Source organism: Intrasporangium sp., assembly GCF_032907665.1.
GTDB lineage: Bacteria > Actinomycetota > Actinomycetes > Actinomycetales > Dermatophilaceae > Intrasporangium.
Genome location: NZ_JAJJPG010000064.1, coordinates 1 through 20842, shown reverse-complemented (window position 1 = coordinate 20842; position 20842 = coordinate 1). Strand labels below are relative to the sequence as shown.

The 20842-nt window shown below is 71.1% G+C and carries 19 protein-coding genes; 8 read left to right on the top strand and 11 right to left on the bottom strand.

Annotated features, from left to right (window positions below; translation table 11 throughout):
• Nucleotides 1-119: 119 nt before the first annotated feature.
• Together LOY02_RS10995 and LOY02_RS10990 are read right to left on the bottom strand one after the other, a co-directional pair.
• A complete protein-coding gene (locus tag LOY02_RS10995; RefSeq protein WP_317182402.1) occupies nt 120-602 on the bottom strand; it encodes a DedA family protein in 483 nt (160 codons plus the stop codon).
• Nucleotides 603-636: 34 nt separating this feature from the next.
• Nucleotides 637-1197, bottom strand: a complete 561-nt coding sequence (locus LOY02_RS10990; protein WP_317182401.1) for a cysteine hydrolase family protein — start codon at nt 1195-1197, stop codon at nt 637-639.
• A 107-nt stretch (nt 1198-1304) separates the two neighbouring features.
• Here LOY02_RS10990 and LOY02_RS10985 point away from each other — a divergent pair, with 107 nt between their 5' ends.
• Entirely contained in the window at nt 1305-2144 is an 840-nt protein-coding gene (locus LOY02_RS10985) for an RNA methyltransferase (RefSeq protein ID WP_317182400.1), read from the top strand.
• Nucleotides 2145-2219: 75 nt separating this feature from the next.
• A complete protein-coding gene (locus tag LOY02_RS10980; protein ID WP_317182399.1) occupies nt 2220-2855 on the top strand; it encodes a VOC family protein in 636 nt (211 codons plus the stop codon).
• A gap of 58 nt (nt 2856-2913) precedes the next feature.
• Here the strand turns inward: LOY02_RS10980 and LOY02_RS10975 are convergent, their stop codons facing one another.
• The 5 genes from LOY02_RS10975 to LOY02_RS10955 all read right to left on the bottom strand — a co-directional run bounded on the left by LOY02_RS10975 (nt 2914) and on the right by LOY02_RS10955 (nt 10040).
• Nucleotides 2914-4605, bottom strand: a complete 1692-nt coding sequence (locus tag LOY02_RS10975) for a bifunctional metallophosphatase/5'-nucleotidase (RefSeq protein WP_317182398.1) — start codon at nt 4603-4605, stop codon at nt 2914-2916.
• The gene (locus LOY02_RS10970) at nt 4605-6767 is read right to left on the bottom strand and encodes a heavy metal translocating P-type ATPase (RefSeq protein WP_317182397.1); all 2163 of its coding nucleotides are present in this window, start codon (nt 6765-6767) and stop codon (nt 4605-4607) included. Before LOY02_RS10970 ends, LOY02_RS10975 begins: the two co-directional genes overlap by 1 nt.
• The gene (locus tag LOY02_RS10965) at nt 6764-7210 is read right to left on the bottom strand and encodes an MmcQ/YjbR family DNA-binding protein (protein WP_317182396.1); all 447 of its coding nucleotides are present in this window, start codon (nt 7208-7210) and stop codon (nt 6764-6766) included. Before LOY02_RS10965 ends, LOY02_RS10970 begins: the two co-directional genes overlap by 4 nt.
• Nucleotides 7211-7382: 172 nt before the next feature.
• Nucleotides 7383-8855 carry an MFS transporter gene (locus LOY02_RS10960; RefSeq protein ID WP_317182395.1) on the bottom strand — a complete coding sequence of 491 codons (1473 nt, stop codon included), beginning with the start codon at nt 8853-8855 and terminating at the stop codon, nt 7383-7385.
• A 117-nt stretch (nt 8856-8972) separates the two neighbouring features.
• On the bottom strand, nt 8973-10040 hold the full coding sequence (locus tag LOY02_RS10955) for a hypothetical protein (protein ID WP_317182394.1): 1068 nt from the start codon (nt 10038-10040) through the stop codon (nt 8973-8975).
• Nucleotides 10041-10192: 152 nt separating this feature from the next.
• On the opposite strand from LOY02_RS10955, the gene LOY02_RS10950 reads away from it, so the two are divergent.
• Nucleotides 10193-10504, top strand: coding sequence for a metal-sensitive transcriptional regulator (locus LOY02_RS10950; protein WP_317182393.1), 312 nt, complete (start codon nt 10193-10195; stop codon nt 10502-10504).
• Nucleotides 10505-10627: 123 nt separating this feature from the next.
• Here LOY02_RS10950 and LOY02_RS10945 read toward each other — a convergent pair whose 3' ends face one another.
• Nucleotides 10628-11983 carry a choice-of-anchor B family protein gene (locus tag LOY02_RS10945; protein WP_317182392.1) on the bottom strand — a complete coding sequence of 452 codons (1356 nt, stop codon included), beginning with the start codon at nt 11981-11983 and terminating at the stop codon, nt 10628-10630.
• Nucleotides 11984-12163: 180 nt separating this feature from the next.
• Here LOY02_RS10945 and LOY02_RS10940 point away from each other — a divergent pair, with 180 nt between their 5' ends.
• From LOY02_RS10940 to LOY02_RS10930, 3 genes are read left to right on the top strand one after another with little or no spacing between them, the layout of a single operon-like run.
• Nucleotides 12164-12379: a heavy-metal-associated domain-containing protein gene (locus LOY02_RS10940; RefSeq protein WP_317182391.1), complete on the top strand. Its 216-nt coding sequence runs from the start codon at nt 12164-12166 to the stop codon at nt 12377-12379.
• Nucleotides 12376-13428 (top strand): hypothetical protein, encoded by a 1053-nt coding sequence (locus LOY02_RS10935; protein ID WP_317182390.1) that lies wholly within the window; start codon nt 12376-12378, stop codon nt 13426-13428. Before LOY02_RS10940 ends, LOY02_RS10935 begins: the two co-directional genes overlap by 4 nt.
• Nucleotides 13428-15761 carry a heavy metal translocating P-type ATPase gene (locus tag LOY02_RS10930; RefSeq protein WP_317182389.1) on the top strand — a complete coding sequence of 778 codons (2334 nt, stop codon included), beginning with the start codon at nt 13428-13430 and terminating at the stop codon, nt 15759-15761. The genes LOY02_RS10935 and LOY02_RS10930 overlap by 1 nt, the downstream gene beginning before the upstream one ends.
• Before the next feature lie 245 nt (nt 15762-16006).
• On the opposite strand, the gene purB is transcribed toward LOY02_RS10930, so the two are convergent.
• From purB to LOY02_RS10915, 3 genes are all read right to left on the bottom strand, one after another.
• Complete coding sequence (gene purB, locus LOY02_RS10925; RefSeq protein WP_317182388.1) at nt 16007-17416, bottom strand: adenylosuccinate lyase; 1410 nt, start codon at nt 17414-17416, stop codon at nt 16007-16009.
• Nucleotides 17417-17491: 75 nt separating this feature from the next.
• A complete protein-coding gene (locus LOY02_RS10920; protein ID WP_317182387.1) occupies nt 17492-18283 on the bottom strand; it encodes a VOC family protein in 792 nt (263 codons plus the stop codon).
• A gap of 4 nt (nt 18284-18287) precedes the next feature.
• Nucleotides 18288-18803, bottom strand: coding sequence for a low molecular weight protein-tyrosine-phosphatase (locus LOY02_RS10915; protein ID WP_317182386.1), 516 nt, complete (start codon nt 18801-18803; stop codon nt 18288-18290).
• A 93-nt stretch (nt 18804-18896) separates the two neighbouring features.
• Between LOY02_RS10915 and LOY02_RS10910 the strand changes: the two genes are divergently transcribed.
• Nucleotides 18897-19310 carry a hypothetical protein gene (locus LOY02_RS10910; RefSeq protein WP_317182385.1) on the top strand — a complete coding sequence of 138 codons (414 nt, stop codon included), beginning with the start codon at nt 18897-18899 and terminating at the stop codon, nt 19308-19310.
• Nucleotides 19311-19319: 9 nt separating this feature from the next.
• Nucleotides 19320-20663, top strand: a complete 1344-nt coding sequence (locus tag LOY02_RS10905) for an MFS transporter (protein ID WP_317182384.1) — start codon at nt 19320-19322, stop codon at nt 20661-20663.
• Nucleotides 20664-20842 lie beyond the last annotated feature (179 nt).

Below are 20842 nucleotides of genomic sequence, written 5' to 3'. Positions count from 1 at the left end.
GGCCCCCTTCCGTCGAGTGGCCCCAAACGCAGACCCGGCTGCGGCGTTTGGGGCCACTCGACCTTGGCGGGCCGAGCGTTTGGGGCCACTCGACCTTGGCGGGCCGAGCGCTTGAGGGCTCAGACGCGCCCGACTCCGGTACCGCGTCGGGCACGTCGTCGCCCGAGCAGCCAGGTGGCCGTGCCCACGAGGATGAGGCCGACGATGGCCGCAATGCCGTACCAGGAGCCGGCCGTCGCTGCGATCCAGGCCTCGACGACCGCCAGGCCGACGGTCGCGTAGATGACAGCCCAGGCCATCGACCCGACCACGGCCGCAGGCAGGTAGTAGCGCATCGGCATCCGGAGCGCCCCCGCCGTGAGGTGGATCGTCGTCTGGATCCCGATCGTGAGGTACGACAGCGTGACCGCGACGGGGCCGAGGCGCCGGATCAGGGCCTCGGCGCGCGCTCGGCTCTCGGGCTCGGGCCGTGGCCGATGCCGGCGCCAGCCGGCCATCGCTCCGCGGCCGAGCCAGTAGGTCGCGTTGGAGCGGGCCATGACGATGACCCACAGCGCGACGAACGCCTGCCAGAAGGGCAGCGTCGCCAGCGTGTCGAGCATGCTCTCACCCTAGGCGGCGCGGGAGAGGCCCCGATCAGGTCGCGCCGAAGGTCACCTCCGCAGTGGGGACGGTGTCGCCCTTCCGCCCGGGGGCCGCGGCCTCCGTCCAGTACCAGTTCGTGTGGGCGATGACCTGCTCCGGACCGACCGGAATGCCCCACTGGCGGAGGTCCTCGGTGGTGTGGGCGTCCGCGACCAGCGTCGCGTCGTAGCCGCGGACGAGCGCTCCGTGCAACGTCGCCCGCACGCACGCATCCGTCTGGGCCCCGGTGACGACGACCCGCCCGACCCCTCGCGCCGACAGCACCGACTCGAGCTCGGTGCCCTCGAACGAGTCGCCGTAGTGCTTCGGGACCAGCGGCTCGTCGTCGTTGCGCCGGAGCTCAGGGACGTACTGCCAGGCCTCGCTGCCCTCGGGCATGCCCTCGTCGGAGTGCTGCACCCACACCACGGGAACTCCCTCGCTGCGGGCCCTCTCGATCAAGGTGTTGATGTTGGCGATGACGCCGTCGCGGTTGTAGGCCTCCGCGGTGTTGCCCTGCTGCACGTCGATGACGAGCAACGCGCTGTGGGGTCGATTGTCCAGACTCGTCATGGAGGGTCTCCCATCTCGTTTCGGGGCCCTACCGACGGTATGCCCGACCACCGACAGCCCGCCAGAGGCAACGGCAGTCCGACACGGAGTGGGATGCTGGCCCTGCCATGAATGACTCTCGTGACCGCGCCATCACCTCGACCTCGAACCCCCGGCTCAAGGCGCTGGTGGCCCTGCGGCGACGCCGCACCAGGGAGGAGACCGGGCAGACGCTCGTCGAGGGCCACGAGGAGATCCGGCTCGCTCTCGAGGCCGGGGTCACGCCCCGGACCCTCTTCGTGTCCGAGGAGCTCTTCAGCCCGTCGGGGCGCGCGGGGTCCCAGGACATCGGCACCCAGCCCGAGCTCGTGGAACGACTCCGAGCGGCGGGGGTGGAGGTCGTCCGACTCAGCCCAGCGGCATACGGGAAGGCCTCCTACCGCGAGGGACCCGACGGCCTCCTCGCCGTCGTCGAGAGCGTCGGTATGCCGCTGAGCTCGCTCCGCGTCGACCGTGCCCGATGGCTCGGGCTCGTTGCCCAAGGGGTCGAGAAGCCGGGCAACCTCGGCGCGATGCTGCGCACGGCCGACGCCGCCGGCGTCGACGCGGTCGTCGCCGCCGACCCGGTGACCGACTGGGGCAACCCCAACGTGGTGCGCGCGAGCAAGGGCACGGTCTTCGCCCTGCCGGTGGCCGGCGCGACGACGGCAGCGGCCGTGGACTGGCTGCGCGCCAACGAGGTCACCCTCGTCGTGACGACGCCGGAGACCGATGTGCTGCACACCGACGTCGACTACACCGGTCGCGTCGCGATCGCCGTCGGCTCGGAGAAGCACGGCGCCGACGGCGCCCTTCTCGCAGCCGCAGACCACCGCGTGCGCATCCCGATGAAGGGGCGGGCGAACAGCCTCAACGTCTCGGTCGCAGCTGCCGTCGTCCTCTACGAGGCAGTGCGACAGCGGAGCTGACGCGCCCGCACCGGCGGGCGCATGCGATCGGGGGGTGGTCAAGAGCACCCTTCCGGGTGTGTCACGATTGACGGTATGCGAGTTGACCACGTCTCCTATGCGGCAGAGCACGACGGCCTCCAGGCAACGGCTGAGAGGCTCTCGAAGCTCATCGGTGTGGAGCCCGTCGACGGCGGGGTGCACCCACGTTTCGGGACGCGCAACGTCATCCTTCCGCTCGCAGACCGCAACTACGTCGAGGTCGTCGAGGTGCTGGACCACCCGGCGTCCGACAAGGCACCGTTCGGCCAGGCGGTCCGCGCCCGCTCGGAGGCCGGCGGCGGGTGGCTCGGCTGGGTCGTCGCCGTGGACGACCTGAGCGCCGCCGAGAAGCGCCTCGGGCGCGAGGCGGTCGACGGAAACCGGCACCGGCCCGACGGCACGGAGCTGCGCTGGAAGCAGATCGGCATCAAGGGACTCATCGCCGACCCGCAGGTTCCGTACTTCATCCAATGGGAGGACCCCTCGGTCCACCCGGCCAACGGAGCGACCGCGCAGGTGCACATCGGTGAGCTGCAGATCGCCGGCGACCCGGCCCGAGTCCGCGAGTGGCTCGGCCCGGACCAGACCTTCAACAAGGGCGAGATCCACTTCACCTTCGTCGCACCGCACGGCACGCCCGGACTGCTCTCGGTGACCTTCCGGACGCCGGATGGCCCCGTCACGATCTGACGGCCCCACCGTTCCCGATCGAGTGCGCGCGATCGCGCGGCGCCCGTCGAGTGATGGGTCAGCGGAACTCGTAGTCCGTGCCCGGTAGCCGGCCGAGGGCGGTCGCCGGCAGGTCGGTAGCCGTGACCCGGCCCTCCTGCTGCGGCCGCACTGGAGAGTGCACACCGAGGTAGCGCTCCACCGCGTCGTGCAGCGTGAACGACAGGTCCTCGCGGTCGCGAACTCCCTTGATCCGGCACAGCACGTCCGGCGGGTCACCGGTCCGCTCGCAGGCCACGAACGTGTAGTCCCGGTCGGGGTCAACCTCGTCCCCGCCGATCGTGAGGCTGTTGACGCGCCGGCCCATCGGGGCGCCAGCGGTGACGTCGACCTCCATCCCCTTCATCCGGACCAGCCACCCGCCGAAGCGCTGCAGCGGGTCGTCGGCGAACACGTTGTCGAGCTCCTTCTCCATCCACTCCCGCACCAGCGCTCCGGGGACGGTCGCAACGCGGGCGCCGGCGTTGACCGGCAGCATGCTCCAGAGGTACTCACGCGTGACATCGGCCGTACCGCCCGGACCGGGCAGCAGGGGCGGGCAGAAGCGGAAGCCATTCGACAGCGCCACGTCGAGGGTCCGACCGGTCCGGCCCAGCTCCTCGGCGGTCGCTTCGAAGAGCGCGTCGGTGACCAGGTTGTCCATCGGTGTCTCCAGGACGTAGTACCGCAGGAGCGGCGTTGCCGTCGTCCCGAGGACCTGGGAGAGTTCCGTCCGGTAGGGCGCCTGCACCTCGTCGACGACCGCCCGCATCGAGCGATCCTCGTCGTACTCGGCCTCCGCGACCTCCATCAGGTCGTAGGTCGCCTCCCTGATCCGCCCCTTCTCGATGACGAGGTCGAGCCGGCCCACGAACGACCCGAAGGCGCCGGGCTCGGTCACGGCGGCATATGTCCCCTCGATGGGCGTGCGGATCCGCTCGTGCGTGTCGGCGCCGAGGATGTAGTCGACGCCCTGCATGAAGTCGCGGCCGGCCAGGTCGACCTGTCGGGCGAGGCCCAGGTGGGTGATCGCGAGGACGACGTCGCACGCGCGGTCCTCGCGGAGGTGCCGGACCCACCGGGCGGCGCTCTCCTCCGGACGGGTGAACGTGATGCCCTCGCTGTAGGTCGGATCCTGTCGGATCGGGACCATCGGGTCGTTGTAGCCGAGGAAACCGACGCGGATGCCGTTGACGTCCTGGACGTGGACGGGTTCGAAGAGGTGGTCGCCGGGGGCGTCCCCGCGGTCGTGGTGCATGTTCGAGCAGACGATCGGGGCGTCGTAGTCGCTCATCACCTCCAGCAGCTGCTGCTTGCCGTAGACGACCTCCCAGTTGCCAGGAAGGATCGCGTCGTACCTCAGGTGGCGCATCACCGGGCCCATCGCCTTGCCCTTGCTGAGGGCGACCCAGCCGCTCCCCTGGAAGCAGTCACCTCCGTCGACGAGGATCGTGCCTGCCGGGTTCTCCCGGCGCACCTGGTCGACGAGCGTCTGGATGCGGGCCAGCCCTCCGGTGCGACGGAACGTCGGCCCGCCGTCCTCCCAGAAGAACTCGTCGTGGGTGTCGAGCTGGCCGTGGATGTCTGCGGTCTCGAGGATCGTGAGGTGCCGGGCTCGGCCGTTGCGGACCGCCCGGCTCCGCGCGGGGGCTGATGTGGAAGCGCCCGAGGCCGAGGCCACGGCCGCTGCCCCGGGCATCACTGCGCCGGCTGCCGGCGAGGGCCGGGTCATCACGGCCCCGCCGCTGGTGTCGTGCTGTGCCGTGATGGGGCCGGGGACCGCGAGAGGTGCACCGAGTTCGCGACGACGGCCAGCGAGGCGACGGCCATCGCGGCACCTGCGGCCGCCGGGGGCAGCAGCCCGAGCGCCGCGAGGGGGATCGCCACGACGTGGTAGCCCGTGGCCCACCAGAAGTTCTGCCTCAGGACGGTCCCGACCCGTCTCGTCAGCTCGATCGCGTCCGCTGCGGCATCGAGCTCGGTCCGCAGCAGGACGACGTCGGCCGAGTGCAGGGGTGCGGCGGCGCTCCGCGCCCGGACCAGGGCGAGGTCTGCCTGGTGGAGCGCGGGCTCGTCCTCGCCGTCCTCCCCGAGCCGTGCCACGACGCGACCCTGTCGTTGCAGGGCGGTCACCACGGCCACTCGGTCCGAGGCGCGCACCTCCGGGCGCACCTTGCCGGGGTCGATGCCGACCTCCTCGGCGACGTCGTGGGCGGACGCCTCCGCATCGCCAGTCAACAGGTAGGGCGTGACGCCGACCCGCGCCAGGCGCGCGATCGCTCCCTTCGACGAGCCGCGCACCGGGTCCTGCACCGTGAGGGCCGCGCGAGCTCGCCCCTCCCATCCGACATAGACCGTCGTCCCCGAGTGCGTGCGGGCATGCTCGAGCAGGACGTCGTCGACCTGCTCGAAGAGGGCCGCCTTGCCGACGGTGACCTCGGTGTCCTTGATCCGTGCCGCGGCGCCCTCGCCCGGGTTGGCCTCGAAGTCACGAATGCGTGGCAGCTCGATCCGTGCGAGCTGCGCGCCCGCGACGATGGCTTGGGCGATCGGGTGGTCGCTGCCCTGCTCGACAGCCGCGGCGGCAGTGAGGGCGGCCTTCTTCGAGAGCCGGCCGACCACGGCGATGCTCTCGAGCTCGAGCTCGCCAGTCGTGACCGTCCCGCTCTTGTCGAGCAGGATCGTCTCGACGCGTCGGGCGGTGTCGAGCACTTCCGGCCCGCGAACGAGGATGCCGAGCCTCGCCGCGCGCCCGGCACCTGCGAGCACCGCGGTGGGAGCCGCGAGCAACAGGGCGGTGGGGCTCGCAGCGACGAGCACTGCGACCGCTGCGTCCACCACCTCTGCGCCGGAGTGGCCCGACCAGAGGCGCATGGCGGCGGCTGCTCCCGCGACGGCGAGGACCCCGGGGATCAGCCAGGTCGCGATGCGCTCGGCCAGGCGCTGGAACGGTGCTCGCCCGGAACCTGTCGACGCGAGCAGGGCCCGGGCGTGGGCGAGCAGAGTCTGCGAGCCGACGTGGTGGGCCTCGACGACGAGGCGACCGGTCCGATTCGTCGAACCGCTGAGGACGCGGTCACCGACCGTGACCTCCTCGGTCCCGGAGCCGGTCACATGGCCAGGGTCGACGGTGCTCGAGCCGTCGAGGACCACACCGTCGGCAGCGACGGTCTCGCCGGGCCGAACGATGAACTGGTCGCCGACGACAAGATCCTGGACGGGTGCGCGGACCTCGCTCGTCGTTCGCGTCCGAGGGTCGATGCGCAGGAGCGAGACGTCGTCGGTCCCCAGCGTGGCGAGGCGCGTCTCGTCCTGCCGCAGGCGGTCCCGCGCGACGCCTTCGACGAACCTGACGGTGAGAAGAGACATCGTCACGGCAGCTGCGGCGGCGAAGCGCAGGGGCGCCGCCCCGGTGACCAGGTTGAGGAGCGAGTGGAGGGAGGCGACGACAACGCCGAGGAGGACGAGCGACTCCGTGGTCGCCGACAGCCGTCTCGCCGCGCGGGCGGCAGACCGGTGGAACGGCCAGGCGCACCAGGTCACGACGGGGATGGCGAGGACCAGCTGGCCCCACCGTCCGACGGCCGAGTCGGGAGAGGCGATGGCGAGGACGACCACGGCGACCGTCAGGGCAGCGGCAACGAGGAGCCGGGTCCGGAGTGCCCGCGGCGGCGTCGAGTCCGGCAGGAGTCTCTGGTCGGCCTCAGGTGACCCGGGCTCGCCTGGGCTCGGCCAGGCTGACGGGTCCGGGCCGGGTTGGTCGCGCGATGGGCGGGTTCGCGAAGAGCGCGGGGACGTGCGACTCCTCGAGCCGTCGCCGGCCCGGTCGCGGAGCTTGCTGAGGAGGTCACCTGCGCCCGGTCGGCCGAGGTCGCCCTCGCGGTGCGGACTCATCCGCTCGCTCCCGGGGGCCCCGCGTCGTCCGTCGCTTCGAGGAACGATCGGGCGAGGCGCGTGGGCGCTCGGACCAGCCATGCGTCGGTGATGACTTCGCGCAGCTCGTCGACCGTGATGCGCGGGAGGTCACGCTCGAGCAGGAGGACGGCGTTGTAGCCGTTCCAGTGAGGGGTGGTGAACCACGGCGAGCTGGGGTCGCCGACCAGGGACTCCTTGTCCTCGGCTGTGCAGTGAAACGCGATGACGTCGTCGTAGAGCTCGCCCGTGACCGGGTCGTGGGCGTCCTTGCGGGGGCCGCGGAAGAAGACGAACGTCTTGCCACCGACCTGGTATGCCGCTCGGCTGGGTGAGGTCGGGTCCGCCGGGTCCCGCTGCACGTCGGGGAGGGATGCAGCAATGGCGTGGACGTCGTGAACCCTTGCCCTTCGTGCGCGCGCCATGCCTTCCGACGGTAGCCCGATCGGGGGCCCTCCGCCATGACCCCACCCCGCGCGGCGCCCGCCGGCGTGGCGACGGGGCCGAGCGGCATACGGCGGATGTGGTGGGCCCGCCGACGAGCGGCGGGCCCACGCGCACGCAGTCGGTCAGGCATGCAGTCCGTCAGGCATGCAGTCAGTGGCTGGATGCCGCTTCGGCCGCTTGGGACTCAGCGGCTGCGCCGCCGATGGGTGCAGTGCGGATGAGTCGTGCGACAGCGAGGCCACCGAGCACGGCCACGACGGCGGCACCGACGAAGGCGGCGGAGAACCCGTCGGTGAGCGCCTCCGGCGCAGGCACGCCGTCGGCCCCTGGCGTGGCGCCCGCCGTCGCGGCTGCCGCGATCGCGGTCATGACGGCCAGCCCCAGCGCCGAACCGAGCTGGTAGCTCGTGTTGACGAGGCCGGAGGCGAGTCCGCCCTCTTCAGGCCGTGCGGACGAGATGGCCAGGCCGAGCGTGGGGATGAAGGCGAGTGACATTCCGAGCGCGGCCACCAGCGAGGCAGGCAGCACGTCGACCGCGTAGGACCCGTCGGGCCGGACGGCCGCGAGCCACGCCATTCCCGCGGCGAGCAGGAGCAGTCCGGTCACGGCGGTCCGCTTGGGGCCCAGCCTGCCCATGAGCCGGGGAGCGAGGACGACCATGCCGATCATGATCAGTGCCGTCATCGGCAACAGCGCGGACCCGCTCGGGAAGGCGGAGAAGCCGAGCACCTGCTGCAGGTAGAGGTTGAGGAAGAACCACATGGGGATCCAGGCGCCCCCGAGCAGGAACTGGGCGATGTTGGCCCCGGCGAGGTTCGGCGTGCGCAGGATCTCGAGACGGACGAGCGGCTCGCGCCGGCGACGTTGGACCGCGACGAACCCGGAGAGGAGGGCGGCCGCGACGACGAGCAGGGCCCAGGTGCGGGCTGCTCCCCAGCCCACCTCGGGGGCCTCGACGATCGCGAAGACCGCGGTGGCGAGCCCAGCGGTTGCAAGCCCCGCGCCGAGCACGTCGACCCGACGCGAGCCGTTCGCGAGCGCACCGGCCGGCATGAGCCGCGGGGTGAGACCGAGGATGACGAGGGCCACCGGGATGTTGACGTAGAAGACCCACGGCCAGCTCGCGTACTCGGTGATGACCCCGCCGAGGAAGACGCCTGCGGTGCCGCCCGCCGGGGCCGCGGCGCCGTAGAGTGCGAAGGCCTTGGGCAGCTCGGAGGGGCGCGAGCCGAAGAGGGTCATCAGCAGCGTGAGGGCGGAGGGCGCGATGAGCGCCGAGCCGGCACCCTGCACGGCGCGTCCGAGGAGCTCCACGGGGACGGAGCTCGCCGCCCCGGCGAGAACAGAGCCGATGATGAGGACGACCCATCCGGCGCTGAAGATGCGGCGGGCGCCGAAGAGGTCCGAGAGTCGGCCGCCGAGGAGGAGCAGCCCACCCAGGGCGATGACGTAGGCGTTGAAGACCCAGCTGAGGTTGCCCTGGTCGAAGCCGAGGTCCGACTGCATCCGGGGGAGGGCGACGCCGATGATCGAGGTGTCCATGATGACCATGAACTGGGCCGCGGCGATGACCGCGAGCCCTGCCCATCGACGACCGGCGACGTCGTGCGTTGCTGCAGACATGGCGGTGTTCCGTTTCTGGTGAGAGTGCCCGGCCCGGTCGGCCAGGCGGACTCTCCATTAATACCGTACCCCCCTAGGGTATTCCCAGAACAAGATGAAACTTCTTCGTCACTGCGCTCAGTCGCGCGCTGTCGGTGGTGTCGGGTCCTCGACTGCCGGTGGGGCAGTCCGGATCATCTCGTCGACGAGAGCCGCTCCGACGTCGACCGGCTGACCATGCGCGGGCAGGTGATGCACGCTGATGTTGGCCTTGGTGTTCGCCTCCAGGACCACCGCTCCCTCGACCGAGTGCAGACTCTGCACGAGGAGGTCGATTCCCGCCACCGCGAGGCCGGGGATCGCCGCCGCCGCCCGGACCGCGATGTCCTTCAGCCCCTCGCTGAGGATGGTCGTCACGTCGACGTTCTCGCCGCCCTGGTGCAGGTTGGCCGTCTCGTTGAGGACGGTGACGCTGTCAGCGGCTGGGATCGAGGACATCGTCATCCCCAGACGCCCGAGCCGGGCCTGGTCCACGACGATCTCCATGCGCCGCAGATAGGCATTGCGCGCCCTGAGGGCGGACTTCTCCTCCACCAGCTCGGCGATACTCCGTCGGCCGTCGCCCACGACGTACGCGGGAAGGCGAGTGGCCGCTGCCACGACTCGCCCCGCGACCACGTAGGCGCGCACGTCGATGCCCACGACATGCTCCTCGACGAGGATCGAGGCGCTGGGGAGCAGGTGCTCGGAAGCACGGGCCCAGGCGTCGTGGAGCTCCTCGACGGTCTGCACGCCGCAGGTCACGCCCTGGCCGCCGGCCCCGCGGCTGGGTTTGACCACCACAGGGACGGCGACGGAGTCGACGTACTCGAGGCCGAGGTCGAGGGCCGATGCCTGGAACGTCCGACTGCGCGGCGTGGCCACCCCGGAGGCCCGGAGCAGATCCTTGGTCACGGCCTTCGAGTTGCAGGCCGACACGGCGAGGCTGCTGACGAGGCTCGTGAGCATCTGCCTCGTGCCGCCGACGAGGACGTCACCCCGGTAGAAGTAGTGGCCCATCCCGATGTCGACGGTGCGCAGGCCACGCCTCCTGGCCGCGTCGAGGATGAACGCCGTGTGACCGCCGGCGTTGCGGTGCTCGCGGAAGCCGCCGAGCGTCGGAAGCACCGACTTGACGATCCCGGCGACCAGCAACGACGTGGGCATGGCGGGTGGTGTCCTCCGTGTGGGATGGTCCTCGGTCGATGGACCGAGCGAGGTTGACGTGTCAGGCGGACCGTACCGGATCGCCGGCGTGAAGGACGGGATACATACCCATGTGGGGTACCGTGGAGGGCAGGTCGGGCGAAGGAGGGTCCATGGAACACGCCGCAGAGACCGTGCCGCACCAGCACGGTTACATCCACCAGAAGGACGACTACCTGCGGCGGCTGCGTCGCATCGAGGGTCAGGCGAGGGGCCTGCAGCGGATGGTGGACGAGGAGCAGTACTGCATCGACATCCTCACCCAGATCTCCGCCATGACGAAGGCCCTCCAGTCGGTGGCCCTCGGACTGCTGGACGAGCACATCGCCCACTGTGTCGTCGACGCGGTGCGCGAGGGTGGCCCGGAGGCGGAGCTCAAGCTCAAGGAGGCGTCCGACGCCATCGCCCGACTCGTCCGGTCCTGACGGGGCAGGACCTCGCGCAACGCGTTCTTCGGCGTGGGTGACGCACGCGAGCCACGCGGCTCGAGTCGCACGTTGGCCCGCCGGCCGAAGCCGGCGGGCCAACGGCCCCCTCCCCGCGTGGGGTCAGCGCCCGGGTGCTGAGGACTTGACGCGCGTCTTGACGACGAAGAGCCCCTCCTCGGTGCCGGTGAAGACGACCTTGCCGTCGCGGAACCACGGGTAGTTGCTCCACGAGCCCGCGAACCCGACGCGATCGTCGGCTGGGTAGCCGTCGAAGTAGCCGACCTCGCGCATCCGACCCTGGTCGAGCCGCCAGCCGTCGAAGACACGCAGTCCGGACGTGTAATTCGACTCGTAGGCCAGGCCGTCCTTGATGAAGATGTTGTGGTCGATCGAGTTCAGCCCGGAGCTCGCCGTCCCGGTGAGCACCGGGTTGTCGAGATCGGACATGTCGAAGATGTAGGTCGTCGTCCGGTCGACATTGCCGGCGAGCTCATCGATCTCGTCACCGAGAAGGAAGTACCGGTGGTCCTCCGAGAACCAGCCCTGATGCGTGTAGGCAGCCGTGTCGTAGGGCACCCGCGCGAGCTGGCGGACGTCGGCCGGATCGGTCGCGTCGAGCACGGTGACGGTGTCCTCGTTGGAGGCCGAGCAGATCTCGCGGCCGGCGTGCTCGGCGTCGGGGCCGTGGTAGGTCACGCAGTGGATGTCGTGGGTGTACCCGTCCCCGGCGTAGCAGCCCGCCACGACAGGGCTCGCGTGGTCGGAGAGGTCGAGGATGATCGGGCCGCCGCCCCCGTTGCCGGCTTGGCCGCAGGCAGTGACGTCCCGTCGCGCGCCGATGACGTAGGCCGTGTCGGTGTCCTCGTTGATGGCGAGGTTGTGGGCGTGTCCGAAGCCGCCGACCCATCCGTCCTCGGTCCAGACCTGCTCCTCGCTGACTCCGCGCAGCCGGGTGAGGTCGAAGACCTGCATGCCGTGCCCGGCGTTCTCGCTGACGACGTAGGCGTGGTTGTCATCCACCTTGATGTCGCGCCAGACACCACCGCTGCCCACCATCGTGTGGGAGGGCAGCGTGCCGAGGTAGAGCACGTCGTGACCGTCGGTGACGTCGAAGAACGCGGTCCCTTCGAACGTGCCGAGGAGCGTGTACTCACGGTCGGTCTCGGGATCGGTCCACCCCCAGACGTCGTTGGCCCAGACGGAGCCGATCTCCTTGAGAGGGACATAGGTCATCAGGTCGATCTTGTGGCAGGGGAAGATCCCCGCCAGGTCGTCCTCGCACCGGACGTCCGTGATGCGCTCGGCGGGGACTCCGCCGGGGCTCACGTCCTCGATGACGAGGTCGAAACCGGCCTCCTTTCCCGAGCCGTCGTGATCCGGGTGGGCCGTTGCCGGCGAGATGGAGGTGGCGGCCAGTCCCGCGGCGAGCAGGGTGGCTGCTGCCGCCGAGATGGCTGATTTGGTGGAGGTGCGCACTGGTGCTCCTGTCGGTCTGCGTGATCAACGCACGGAAGTGGGCATGTGGCACAACTCACGCTAATGAGACATGCCGGCACCTGCGCGGTGAAAGTTCGCCGAACTGGGGCCCGGGGTGGGAATTAATACCCCACTGGGGTATGTTGGTGACGAGGAACCATCCACGAGAAAGGCACCACCATGAGCCAGACCAGCACCTACACCGTCGTCGGCATGACCTGCGGGCACTGCGTGGCCTCCGTCTCGGAGGAAGTCGGCGCCATCGCGGGTGTCGAGAATGTCGACGTCGACCTGGACAGCGGCCGGGTGACCGTGACGAGCGACTCCGTCCTCGACGAGGCGCAGATCAAGGCCGCGGTCGAGGAAGCGGGCTACGCGCTCGCACCGTCCGCATGACCACGGCCACCAAGCTCGTCGGCTTCGTCGTCGGACTGGCCGTCGTCTTCGGTCTCGCCCTCGGACTCGGCCGTGTGGTCGGTCCGGTGGGCGAGCCCGCCGCCGCCCACGAAGGCACGAGCGGAGACACGAGCGGTGGCCACGACGAGTCGGGGGACGCGCACGACGGCACTGACGGCACTGACGGAGCCCACGAGGACGACGGCCATGCCGAGACGGACGGCGGTGCGGCCTCCGGCGCCGACGTCCCGGGCGGGCTCATGGTCAGCCAGGACGGCTACACCCTGCGCCTGACCTCGCCGACCGCGCGAGCTGGGCAGGCGGTCCCCGTGACCTTCACCGTGACCGGCCCGGACGGCACGCCGGTGACGGCCTTCGACGTCGAGCACGAGAAGCGACTGCACCTCATTGCGGTGCGACGCGACTTCACCGGATTCCAGCACGTGCACCCCAGCCTCGCGGCGGACGGCACGTGGACGACCGCCCTCGACCTCGAGCCCGGGACGTGGCGACTCTTCGCCGACTTCAAGGCGACCGGCGCCGAGGCACTCACCCTGGGCGCCGACCTGGGCGTTCCCGGAACCGCCGCTCTCGCCGAGCCGGTGAGCGAGACCCGGACCGTCCACGTCGACGACTACACGATCAGCGTCACCGGGGACCTCGTCGCAGGCCGGGACGCCAAGCTCACCCTGTCGGTGAGCAAGGACGGCAAGCCGGTGACCGACCTCGAGCCGTACCTCGGCGCCTACGGGCACCTCGTCGCGCTGCGCGAGGGTGACCTTGCCTACCTCCACGTCCACCCGGACGGCGAGCCAGGCGACGGGCGCACCCCCTCCGGCCCCGACGTCGTCTTCTATGCATCGGTCCCCAGCGCCGGCGCCTATCGGCTCTACCTCGACTTCCAGCACGAGGGCGTCGTGCGCACTGCCCCCCTCGCAGTGACTGCCGCCGCAGCCGGTGCGAGCGCACCGGCAGCCACGGCCCCGGGCTCCACGCCTACCGCCCCGGGCTCCTCGAGCCCGACCTCAGATCACGGAGATGATCACTGATGACCACGACGCCGACCACGACACCCGGTCGAGGCGCCCTCGACCTGCCCTCGGCCACCGGGTCGATCGAGCTCGAGATCACCGGGATGACGTGTGCCTCGTGCGCCAATCGGATCGAGCGCAAGCTCAACAAGATGGACGGCGTCACGGCAACCGTCAACTACGCGACGGAGAAGGCGAAGGTCACCTTCCCGGGCACCGTCTCAGCCGACGAGCTCGTCAAGACCGTCGAGGCGGCGGGCTACGGCGCTGCCGTGCCCGCACCGCCCGCGCCTGCGGGAGGGGCGGATGGTCAGGTCGGAGCGGGGGCCGGCTCAGCGTCATACGACCGGGTCCGGTCGTTGCGCGACCGACTCATCGTCTCAGCGGTGCTCTCTGTGCCGATCATCGCGATGGCGATGATCCCGGCGCTCCAGTTCGACTACTGGCAGTGGGCCTCGCTGACGCTTGCCGCGCCGGTCGTCGTCTGGGGCGCCTGGCCGTTCCACAAGGCCGCCTGGACGAACCTGCGGCACGGCACGACGACGATGGACACGCTCGTGTCGATGGGCGTGCTCGCGGCCTTCGGCTGGTCGTTGTATGCCCTCTTCCTCGGCACGGCCGGTACCCCCGGCATGACTCACCCGTTCGAGTTCACCATCGCGCGGACCGACGGCGCCGGCAACATCTACCTCGAGGCGGCCGCCGGGGTCACGACGTTCCTGCTCGCCGGCCGGTACTTCGAGGCCCGCTCCAAGCGCCAGGCCGGTGCGGCACTGCGAGCGCTGCTCGAGCTGGGTGCGAAGGACGTCGCGGTCCTGCGCGACGGCGCCTCGGGCACCCAGGGCCCGGTCGAGGAGCGGATCCCGATCGAGCGGCTCGAGGCCGGCATGCGCTTCGTCGTTCGACCGGGCGAGAAGATCGCGACCGATGGGATCGTCGAGGACGGCACCTCGGCCGTCGACGCCTCGATGCTCACGGGTGAGTCCGTGCCGGTCGAGGTGGGACCGGGCTCGACGGTCGCCGGGGCCACGATCAACGCGGGCGGGCGCATCGTCGTGCGCGCGACCAGGGTCGGAGCGGACACCCAGCTGGCCCAGATGGCGCGGCTCGTCGAGGACGCCCAGAACGGCAAGGCCCAGGTCCAGCGGCTCGCCGACCGGATCTCCGGGTTCTTCGTCCCGATCGTCATCGCCCTGTCCGCCGGCACGCTGGGCTTCTGGCTCGGCACCGGCTCGGGCGCGACGGCGGCCTTCACCGCAGCGGTCGCCGTGCTCATCATCGCCTGCCCCTGTGCACTCGGCCTGGCCACCCCGACCGCCCTCATGGTCGGCACCGGACGCGGCGCGCAGCTCGGCATCCTCATCAAGGGTCCCGAGGTGCTCGAGTCGACGAAGCAGGTCGACACGGTCGTGCTCGACAAGACAGGCACGGTGACGACGGGTGCGATGTCCCTCCAGTCGGTCGCCGTCGCCGACGGTGAGGACGAGGCGGCGGTGCTGCGCCTCGCAGGAGCCGTCGAGCACGCTTCCGAGCACCCCATCGCGCGCGCCATCGCGGCCGGTGCGGAGGAGAGGCTCGGCGTCCTGCCGTCCGTGACCGCCTTCGCGAGCACCGACGGCCTCGGGGTCCGCGGAGTCGTGGACGACACGGACGTGCTCGTCGGCCGGCCCGGCTTCCTCGCGGATGCGGGGATCGACCTGCCGGCCGAGCTGGAGGCCGCCCTCTCGGACGCCCAGGGTGCCGGCGCGACAGCGGTGGCAGTTGCTTCCGACGGCGTCGCGCGTGGCATCCTCGTCGTCGCCGACACGATCAAGCCGACCTCGGCCCAGGCGATCAGCGAGCTCCGCGCGCTCGGCCTCACTCCGGTGCTGCTGACCGGCGACAACGAGCGGGCCGCCCGCGCCGTCGCGTCCCAGGTGGGGATCGCCGAGACCGATGTCATCGCCGACGTCCTGCCGGCAGACAAGGTCGACGTCGTCAAGCGCCTCCAGGAGTCCGGCAAGGTCGTCGCCATGGTCGGCGACGGGGTCAACGACGCCGCGGCGCTGGCCCAGGCGGACCTGGGCCTCGCCATGGGCACCGGCACTGACGTCGCCATCGAAGCCAGCGACCTCACGCTCGTGCGCGGCGACCTGCGCGTGGCCGCCGATGCGATCCGGCTCTCCCGGCGCACGCTCGGCACGATCAAGGGAAACCTCTTCTGGGCGTTCGCCTACAACGTGGCCGCGATTCCGCTGGCCGCCGCCGGCCTGCTCAACCCGATGCTGGCCGGTGCCGCGATGGCCTTCTCGTCGGTCTTCGTCGTGTCGAACTCCCTGCGGTTGCGGGGGTTCCGGCCGACCGCTTCATGAGAGGTGGCCGGGCGCTCGAGGGTGCGTCAGGGCTGGGGATGGTCCGCGAGGGGCAGGCGTGCGGCACTGCTCAGTGAGACTGAGCAGTGCCGCAGCGAGCCTGGGCCCCAGGGCTCAGCCGGGAGTCCCAGCCGGGAGTCCCAGCTGGGAGTCTCTGCAGGGAGTCTCCGCAGGGAGTCTCAGCAGGGCGTCTCACCTGGGCGCCGCCGGGCACCCGGTGTCCTCGCGCGTTCAGGCCCGGTGGCTCACGGAAGGTGGTCGACGAGCCGGCTCGCCAGGGCCGTGTAGGTCTGCGGCGTCAACGCGAGAAGGCGCTCCTCGACCTCACCGGGCAACCCGAGCCCGCGCACGAAATCGCGCACCTCGTCCCCGCCGACCCGCCGACCGCGCGTCAGCTCCTTGAGCCGCTCGTAGGGCTCCTCCATCCCGGGCACCCCGCGCGCCCCGAGAGCGCGCATCGCCGACTGGATCGGCTCGCCGAGCACCTCCCAGTTCGCTTCGAGGTCCGCGGCCATCGCCTCCGGGACCGCGTCGAGACCGGCGAGCCCGCGCGAGACGTTGTCGAGGGCGAGCAGTGAGTGGCCGAACGCCGTGCCGATGTTGCGCTGCATGCTCGAGTCGGTGAGGTCTCGCTGCAGGCGGCTCGTGACGAGCGTCGAGCCGAGGACGTCCAGCAGGGCATTGCTCACCTCGAGGTTGGCCTCGGCGTTCTCGAACCGGATCGGGTTGACCTTGTGCGGCATGGTGCTCGAGCCGACCGTGCCCTGCCCGCGGACCTGGGCGAAGTACCCCATCGAGATGTACGTCCACACGTCGGTGCAGAGGTTGTGCAGGATCCGGTTGAACCGGGCGATGTCGGCGTAGAGCTCGGCCTGCCAGTCGTGGCTCTCGATCTGGGTCGTGAGCGGGTTCCACGTCAGGCCCAGGCCCTCCACGAAATCCCGGGAGACTGTCGGCCAGTCGACGTCAGGGAGTGCCACCGCGTGGGCGCCGAACGTCCCGGTGGCTCCGTTGAACTTGCCGAGGTACTCCTGCCGCTCGACCCGCCGCAGCTGGCGCCGCAAGCGGAACGCGAGCACGGCTAGCTCCTTGCCCATCGTCGTCGGCGTCGCCGGCTGGCCATGGGTGTGGGCGAGCAGGGGCACGTCGCGCAGCTCTCGCGCCATCTCCGAGACGTGCTCGACGACTGCCGTCGCCCGGGGCAGCCAGACCTGCTCGACCGCGCCCTTGACCATGAGGGCGTAGGAGAGGTTGTTGATGTCCTCGCTCGTGCACCCGAAGTGGACCAGCTCGGCCAGGCCGCGGTCCTCCGGTGCCGGAGCGATCTCGGAGAGACGCCGCTTGAGGAAGTACTCGACCGCCTTGACGTCGTGAACCGTGACCCGCTCGATCTCGGCGAGCTCGGCCACCTGGTCGGGCCCGAAGGAGTCGACGACCCCGCGCAGGGCCTCGACCTCCTCGTCGCGAAGGGTCCGCACACCGGGGATGACGCCGTGGAGGGTCTGGTGAATGAGCCATTCGACCTCGACGCGGACCCGCTCCCGGTTGAGCGCAGCCTCCGACAGGTGGTCGACGAGCGGTGCGACGACGGCGCGATACCGCCCGTCGAGCGCCCCGAGCGCGATGGGGGGTTCAGCGTCAGCGAGGGAGGCCATGCGCCCATCCTCCCAGAGCGCGGCGGAGCCCCGGACGAGACCGTATGCCGCTGGGCTTGCGGGGGTGCCGCCGGCTCAGTCCTCGTCGGGGACGAGCACCGAGAAGACCTCCCCCTCGACGCCACTGAGCACGGCGCCGAGACCGTAGGGGCCGTCGAACGGCCCCTGCAGGAGCTTGGCGCCGAGGTCGAGGGCGTGGGCGACGACGGTGACCACGTTGTCGGTCGCGAAGTGGGTGACCCAGTGGGACGGGATCTCGGGAGGCCAGTCGGCCTCGATCTCGGCGAGGCCGAAGGCGGGGTTCCCGTCGCCCGTGTGGGCGGTCGACCACCGGGGGCCGCCGTTCTCCGTCTCGTCGATGAAGCCGTGGGCGAAGATGTTCTCGTAGAAGTCGAGCACGGCGTCGTAGTTGCGAGTGAGCAGCTCGTTCCACGTCAGCGAGCCCGGCTGGTCGAGCGTGCCGCTGCCCGGCAGGTCTCCGGGCTCCCACACCCCGAAGTACGCGCCACCCGGGTCCACCGCCACCAGGGTCCGCGCGAGTGCCCCGATGGTCACGGGTCGCCCGAGGGGGCGACCTCCGTAGTTCGCGATGGCCCGGGCGGCCACACCGATGTCTCCGACCCTGAGGTAGGTCGTCCACTGGCTGGGGATCGGGGCCCCGGCGGGTTTGCGGCTGATGCCCGCGACCGGGTGGTCGCCGAGCAGCGCCATGGTGTAGCCACCGCTCGCGGCGTCGCCGGTCAGCCACCGCCAGCCGAACAGCGCGGTGTAGAACGTCTTCGCGCGCTCGACGTCGCTGACGAGCAGGTCGACCCAGCACGGGGCGCCATAGGGGTAGTGGGGGACGGTGACGTTCAGGTCTCTCATGGGATCAGCGCCGCTCCATCTCCAGCCTTCCCCTGACGTGCTCGAGGATGCCCTGGCAGGCCGCCTCGACCTCGGTGAAGCATCGCCGGAAGTGCTCGCCGTCCCCATACCACGGGTCGCTCGTCTCGAGCGTGCCCGCGGCCACCGCGGCGGCGTCGAACTCCCTGACGAGCCGGATCTTGTCCTGGTGCTCCCGCGTGCGGGCGAGGCGGCGAAGGCGCTGCACGTGGCCCTCATCGGATGCGAGCACGAGGTCGATGTCGTCGAACTGTGCCGGGTCGAACTCGCTGGCGCGGTGGGTGGAACCGTCATAACCGTGCGCTGCGAGCACGTCGACAGTCCGCGGGTCCGCCGGCTCACCGACGTGCCAGTCGCCGACGCCGCTGGACGACACGATGACTCGATCCGACAGCCCTGCCTCGTCGAGGAGCCGGGTGAGGATGACCTCGCCCATGGGGGACCTGCAGATGTTGCCGCTGCACACAAAGGTCACGTGGAGGGGGCGCGACGACAACGGCATGGCCCCATTCAACACCCGGCATCACGATCTCCGCCCGTCCCCCGTGTCACCCGACGCCGGAACAGTGTCGGAGGTGGGTGGGACGGTGTGACCATGACGCCGAGCCGTGGTGCAAAGTCCCCCCGAGAGCTGCTGGCCACCTTCGTTGCGGGAGTGGCGGCCGGCGACGTGGCCGGGATCGCCGGGTCGTATGCCGCTGACGCCGTCGTCAGCCTGCCCCGCGGTCGCGAGGCAGCGGGCCTCCCCGCGATCCGGCTGGCCTACGCCGCTGCCCTGGCTGCGGGCGTTGCGCTGGGCGTCGACGAGTCGATGGTCGACTCCGCGGTCGCCCGGGCACGGGTCATCGAGACCGGGCCCCTGTCGATGGTGTCGTTCACCGGCGTGGACGGGGCGGTCCGCACCCTGGTGGCGTGGCGGGGCGACGACGGCTGGGCCTGGGTCCGTGACGGCTCGATGCTCCGTGACGTGGAGGCGGCGCTCGGGGCGGGGCTGTCCGACGTGGCGTAGGTTCCTCGTGTGGTCGACGGCAGGGTAGGGCGGCAGGGCGCCCCACGGCGGTCGCACCTCGTCGACATCTCGCCTCTGCGGCACAGCCCCGCGTTCGCCCGGCTCTGGGCGGGCAACACCCTCGCGGGCATCGGTGCGCAGGTGACGGCCGTCGCCGTGGCGCTGCACATCTACGACCTGACGGGTTCGACGTTCATGGTCTCCCTCGTCGCCTGGTTCGCCCTGGGGCCGGTCATCGCCTCGGGGCTCTACGGCGGAGCCGTGGCGGACCGGTTCGACCGGCGCACCGTCGCGCTCCTGTCGTCCGTGGCCGCCTGGGCCTCCACGGCCAGCCTCGCCCTCATCGCGTGGGCCGGCGTCTCGACGGTGTGGGCCTTCTACGTCATCACGACTGTCAACGCCGTCGCCGCCACCGTCGCCTCGGCCACGCGGCAGGCGATCACGCCGCGGCTGCTGCCCCTTCACCTGCTGCCCAAGGCCGCCGCGCTCATGGGGATCTCGATGGGCCTCATGGTCACGGTCGGGCCGGGAGTGGCCGGCGTCCTCGTGGCCAGGGTCGGCTATGCGTGGACCTACACCGTCGACGTCGTCCTCTTCCTCGCCGGCTTCCTCGGCCTGTGGACGCTGCCACGGATCCGGCCCGAGACCGGGGACGACGGTGCCCCGCCGGCTCGCGGCCTCCGCTCGGTCGTGGAGGGCCTCGCCCATCTGCGCCGCGCGCCCAACGTGCGGATGAGCTTCGTCGTCGACATCATCGCGATGACCTTCGCCCACCCCATGGTCCTCTTCCCGGCCGTCGGGGCCGTCGTCATCGGCGGTGGCTCCGTCACGGCGGGCCTGCTGCTCGCGGCCTTCGCGGCCGGCGGGATCCTCTCGAGCCTCGGCTCGGGGCGCGTCACGGGCATCCGCTGGCAGGGCCGGGCGATCCGCAACGCGATCATCGTCTTCGGCATCGCCATCCTCGGTTTCGGGCTCGTCCTCGCGGCCGTCATGCTCGGGGGGTACTCGGTGGACAGCCGCGACTTCGGCGACGTCAACCGTCCGGCGCTGGCGGCCGCGGTCCTGTGCCTGGCGGTGGCTGGCGGCGCCGACAACGTCAGCGCGATCTTCCGTCAGACGATCCTGCAGGCAGCCGTCCCCGATCGGCTCCGCGGCCGGATGCAGGGGATCTTCACCGTGGTCGTGACCGGCGGTCCGCGGCTCGGCCAGATGCTCGCAGGGTCGCTCGCCACCCTGACGGTGACCTGGGTCCCGCCGGTCCTCGGTGGGATCGTCGTCGTCGCGCTCATCGTCGTCGCGGTGGCGCGTGTGCCGAGCTTCCGGGACTACGACGCCCTGGACCCGCGACCCTGAGCACGCCGACTCCCCGCCGCACGGGTCAGCCCAGGCGCCCGTCGATCCGGCGCGGGGTAGTCGTCGACGCGCGCGATAGCCGCGGACGCGCGGGCTGCATCGCGCGCGTCATGGGAGAGCCCGGGCGTCGGGGGTCAGCCCGCGCGTCATGGGAGAGCCCGCGCGTCGGGGGGCACGGA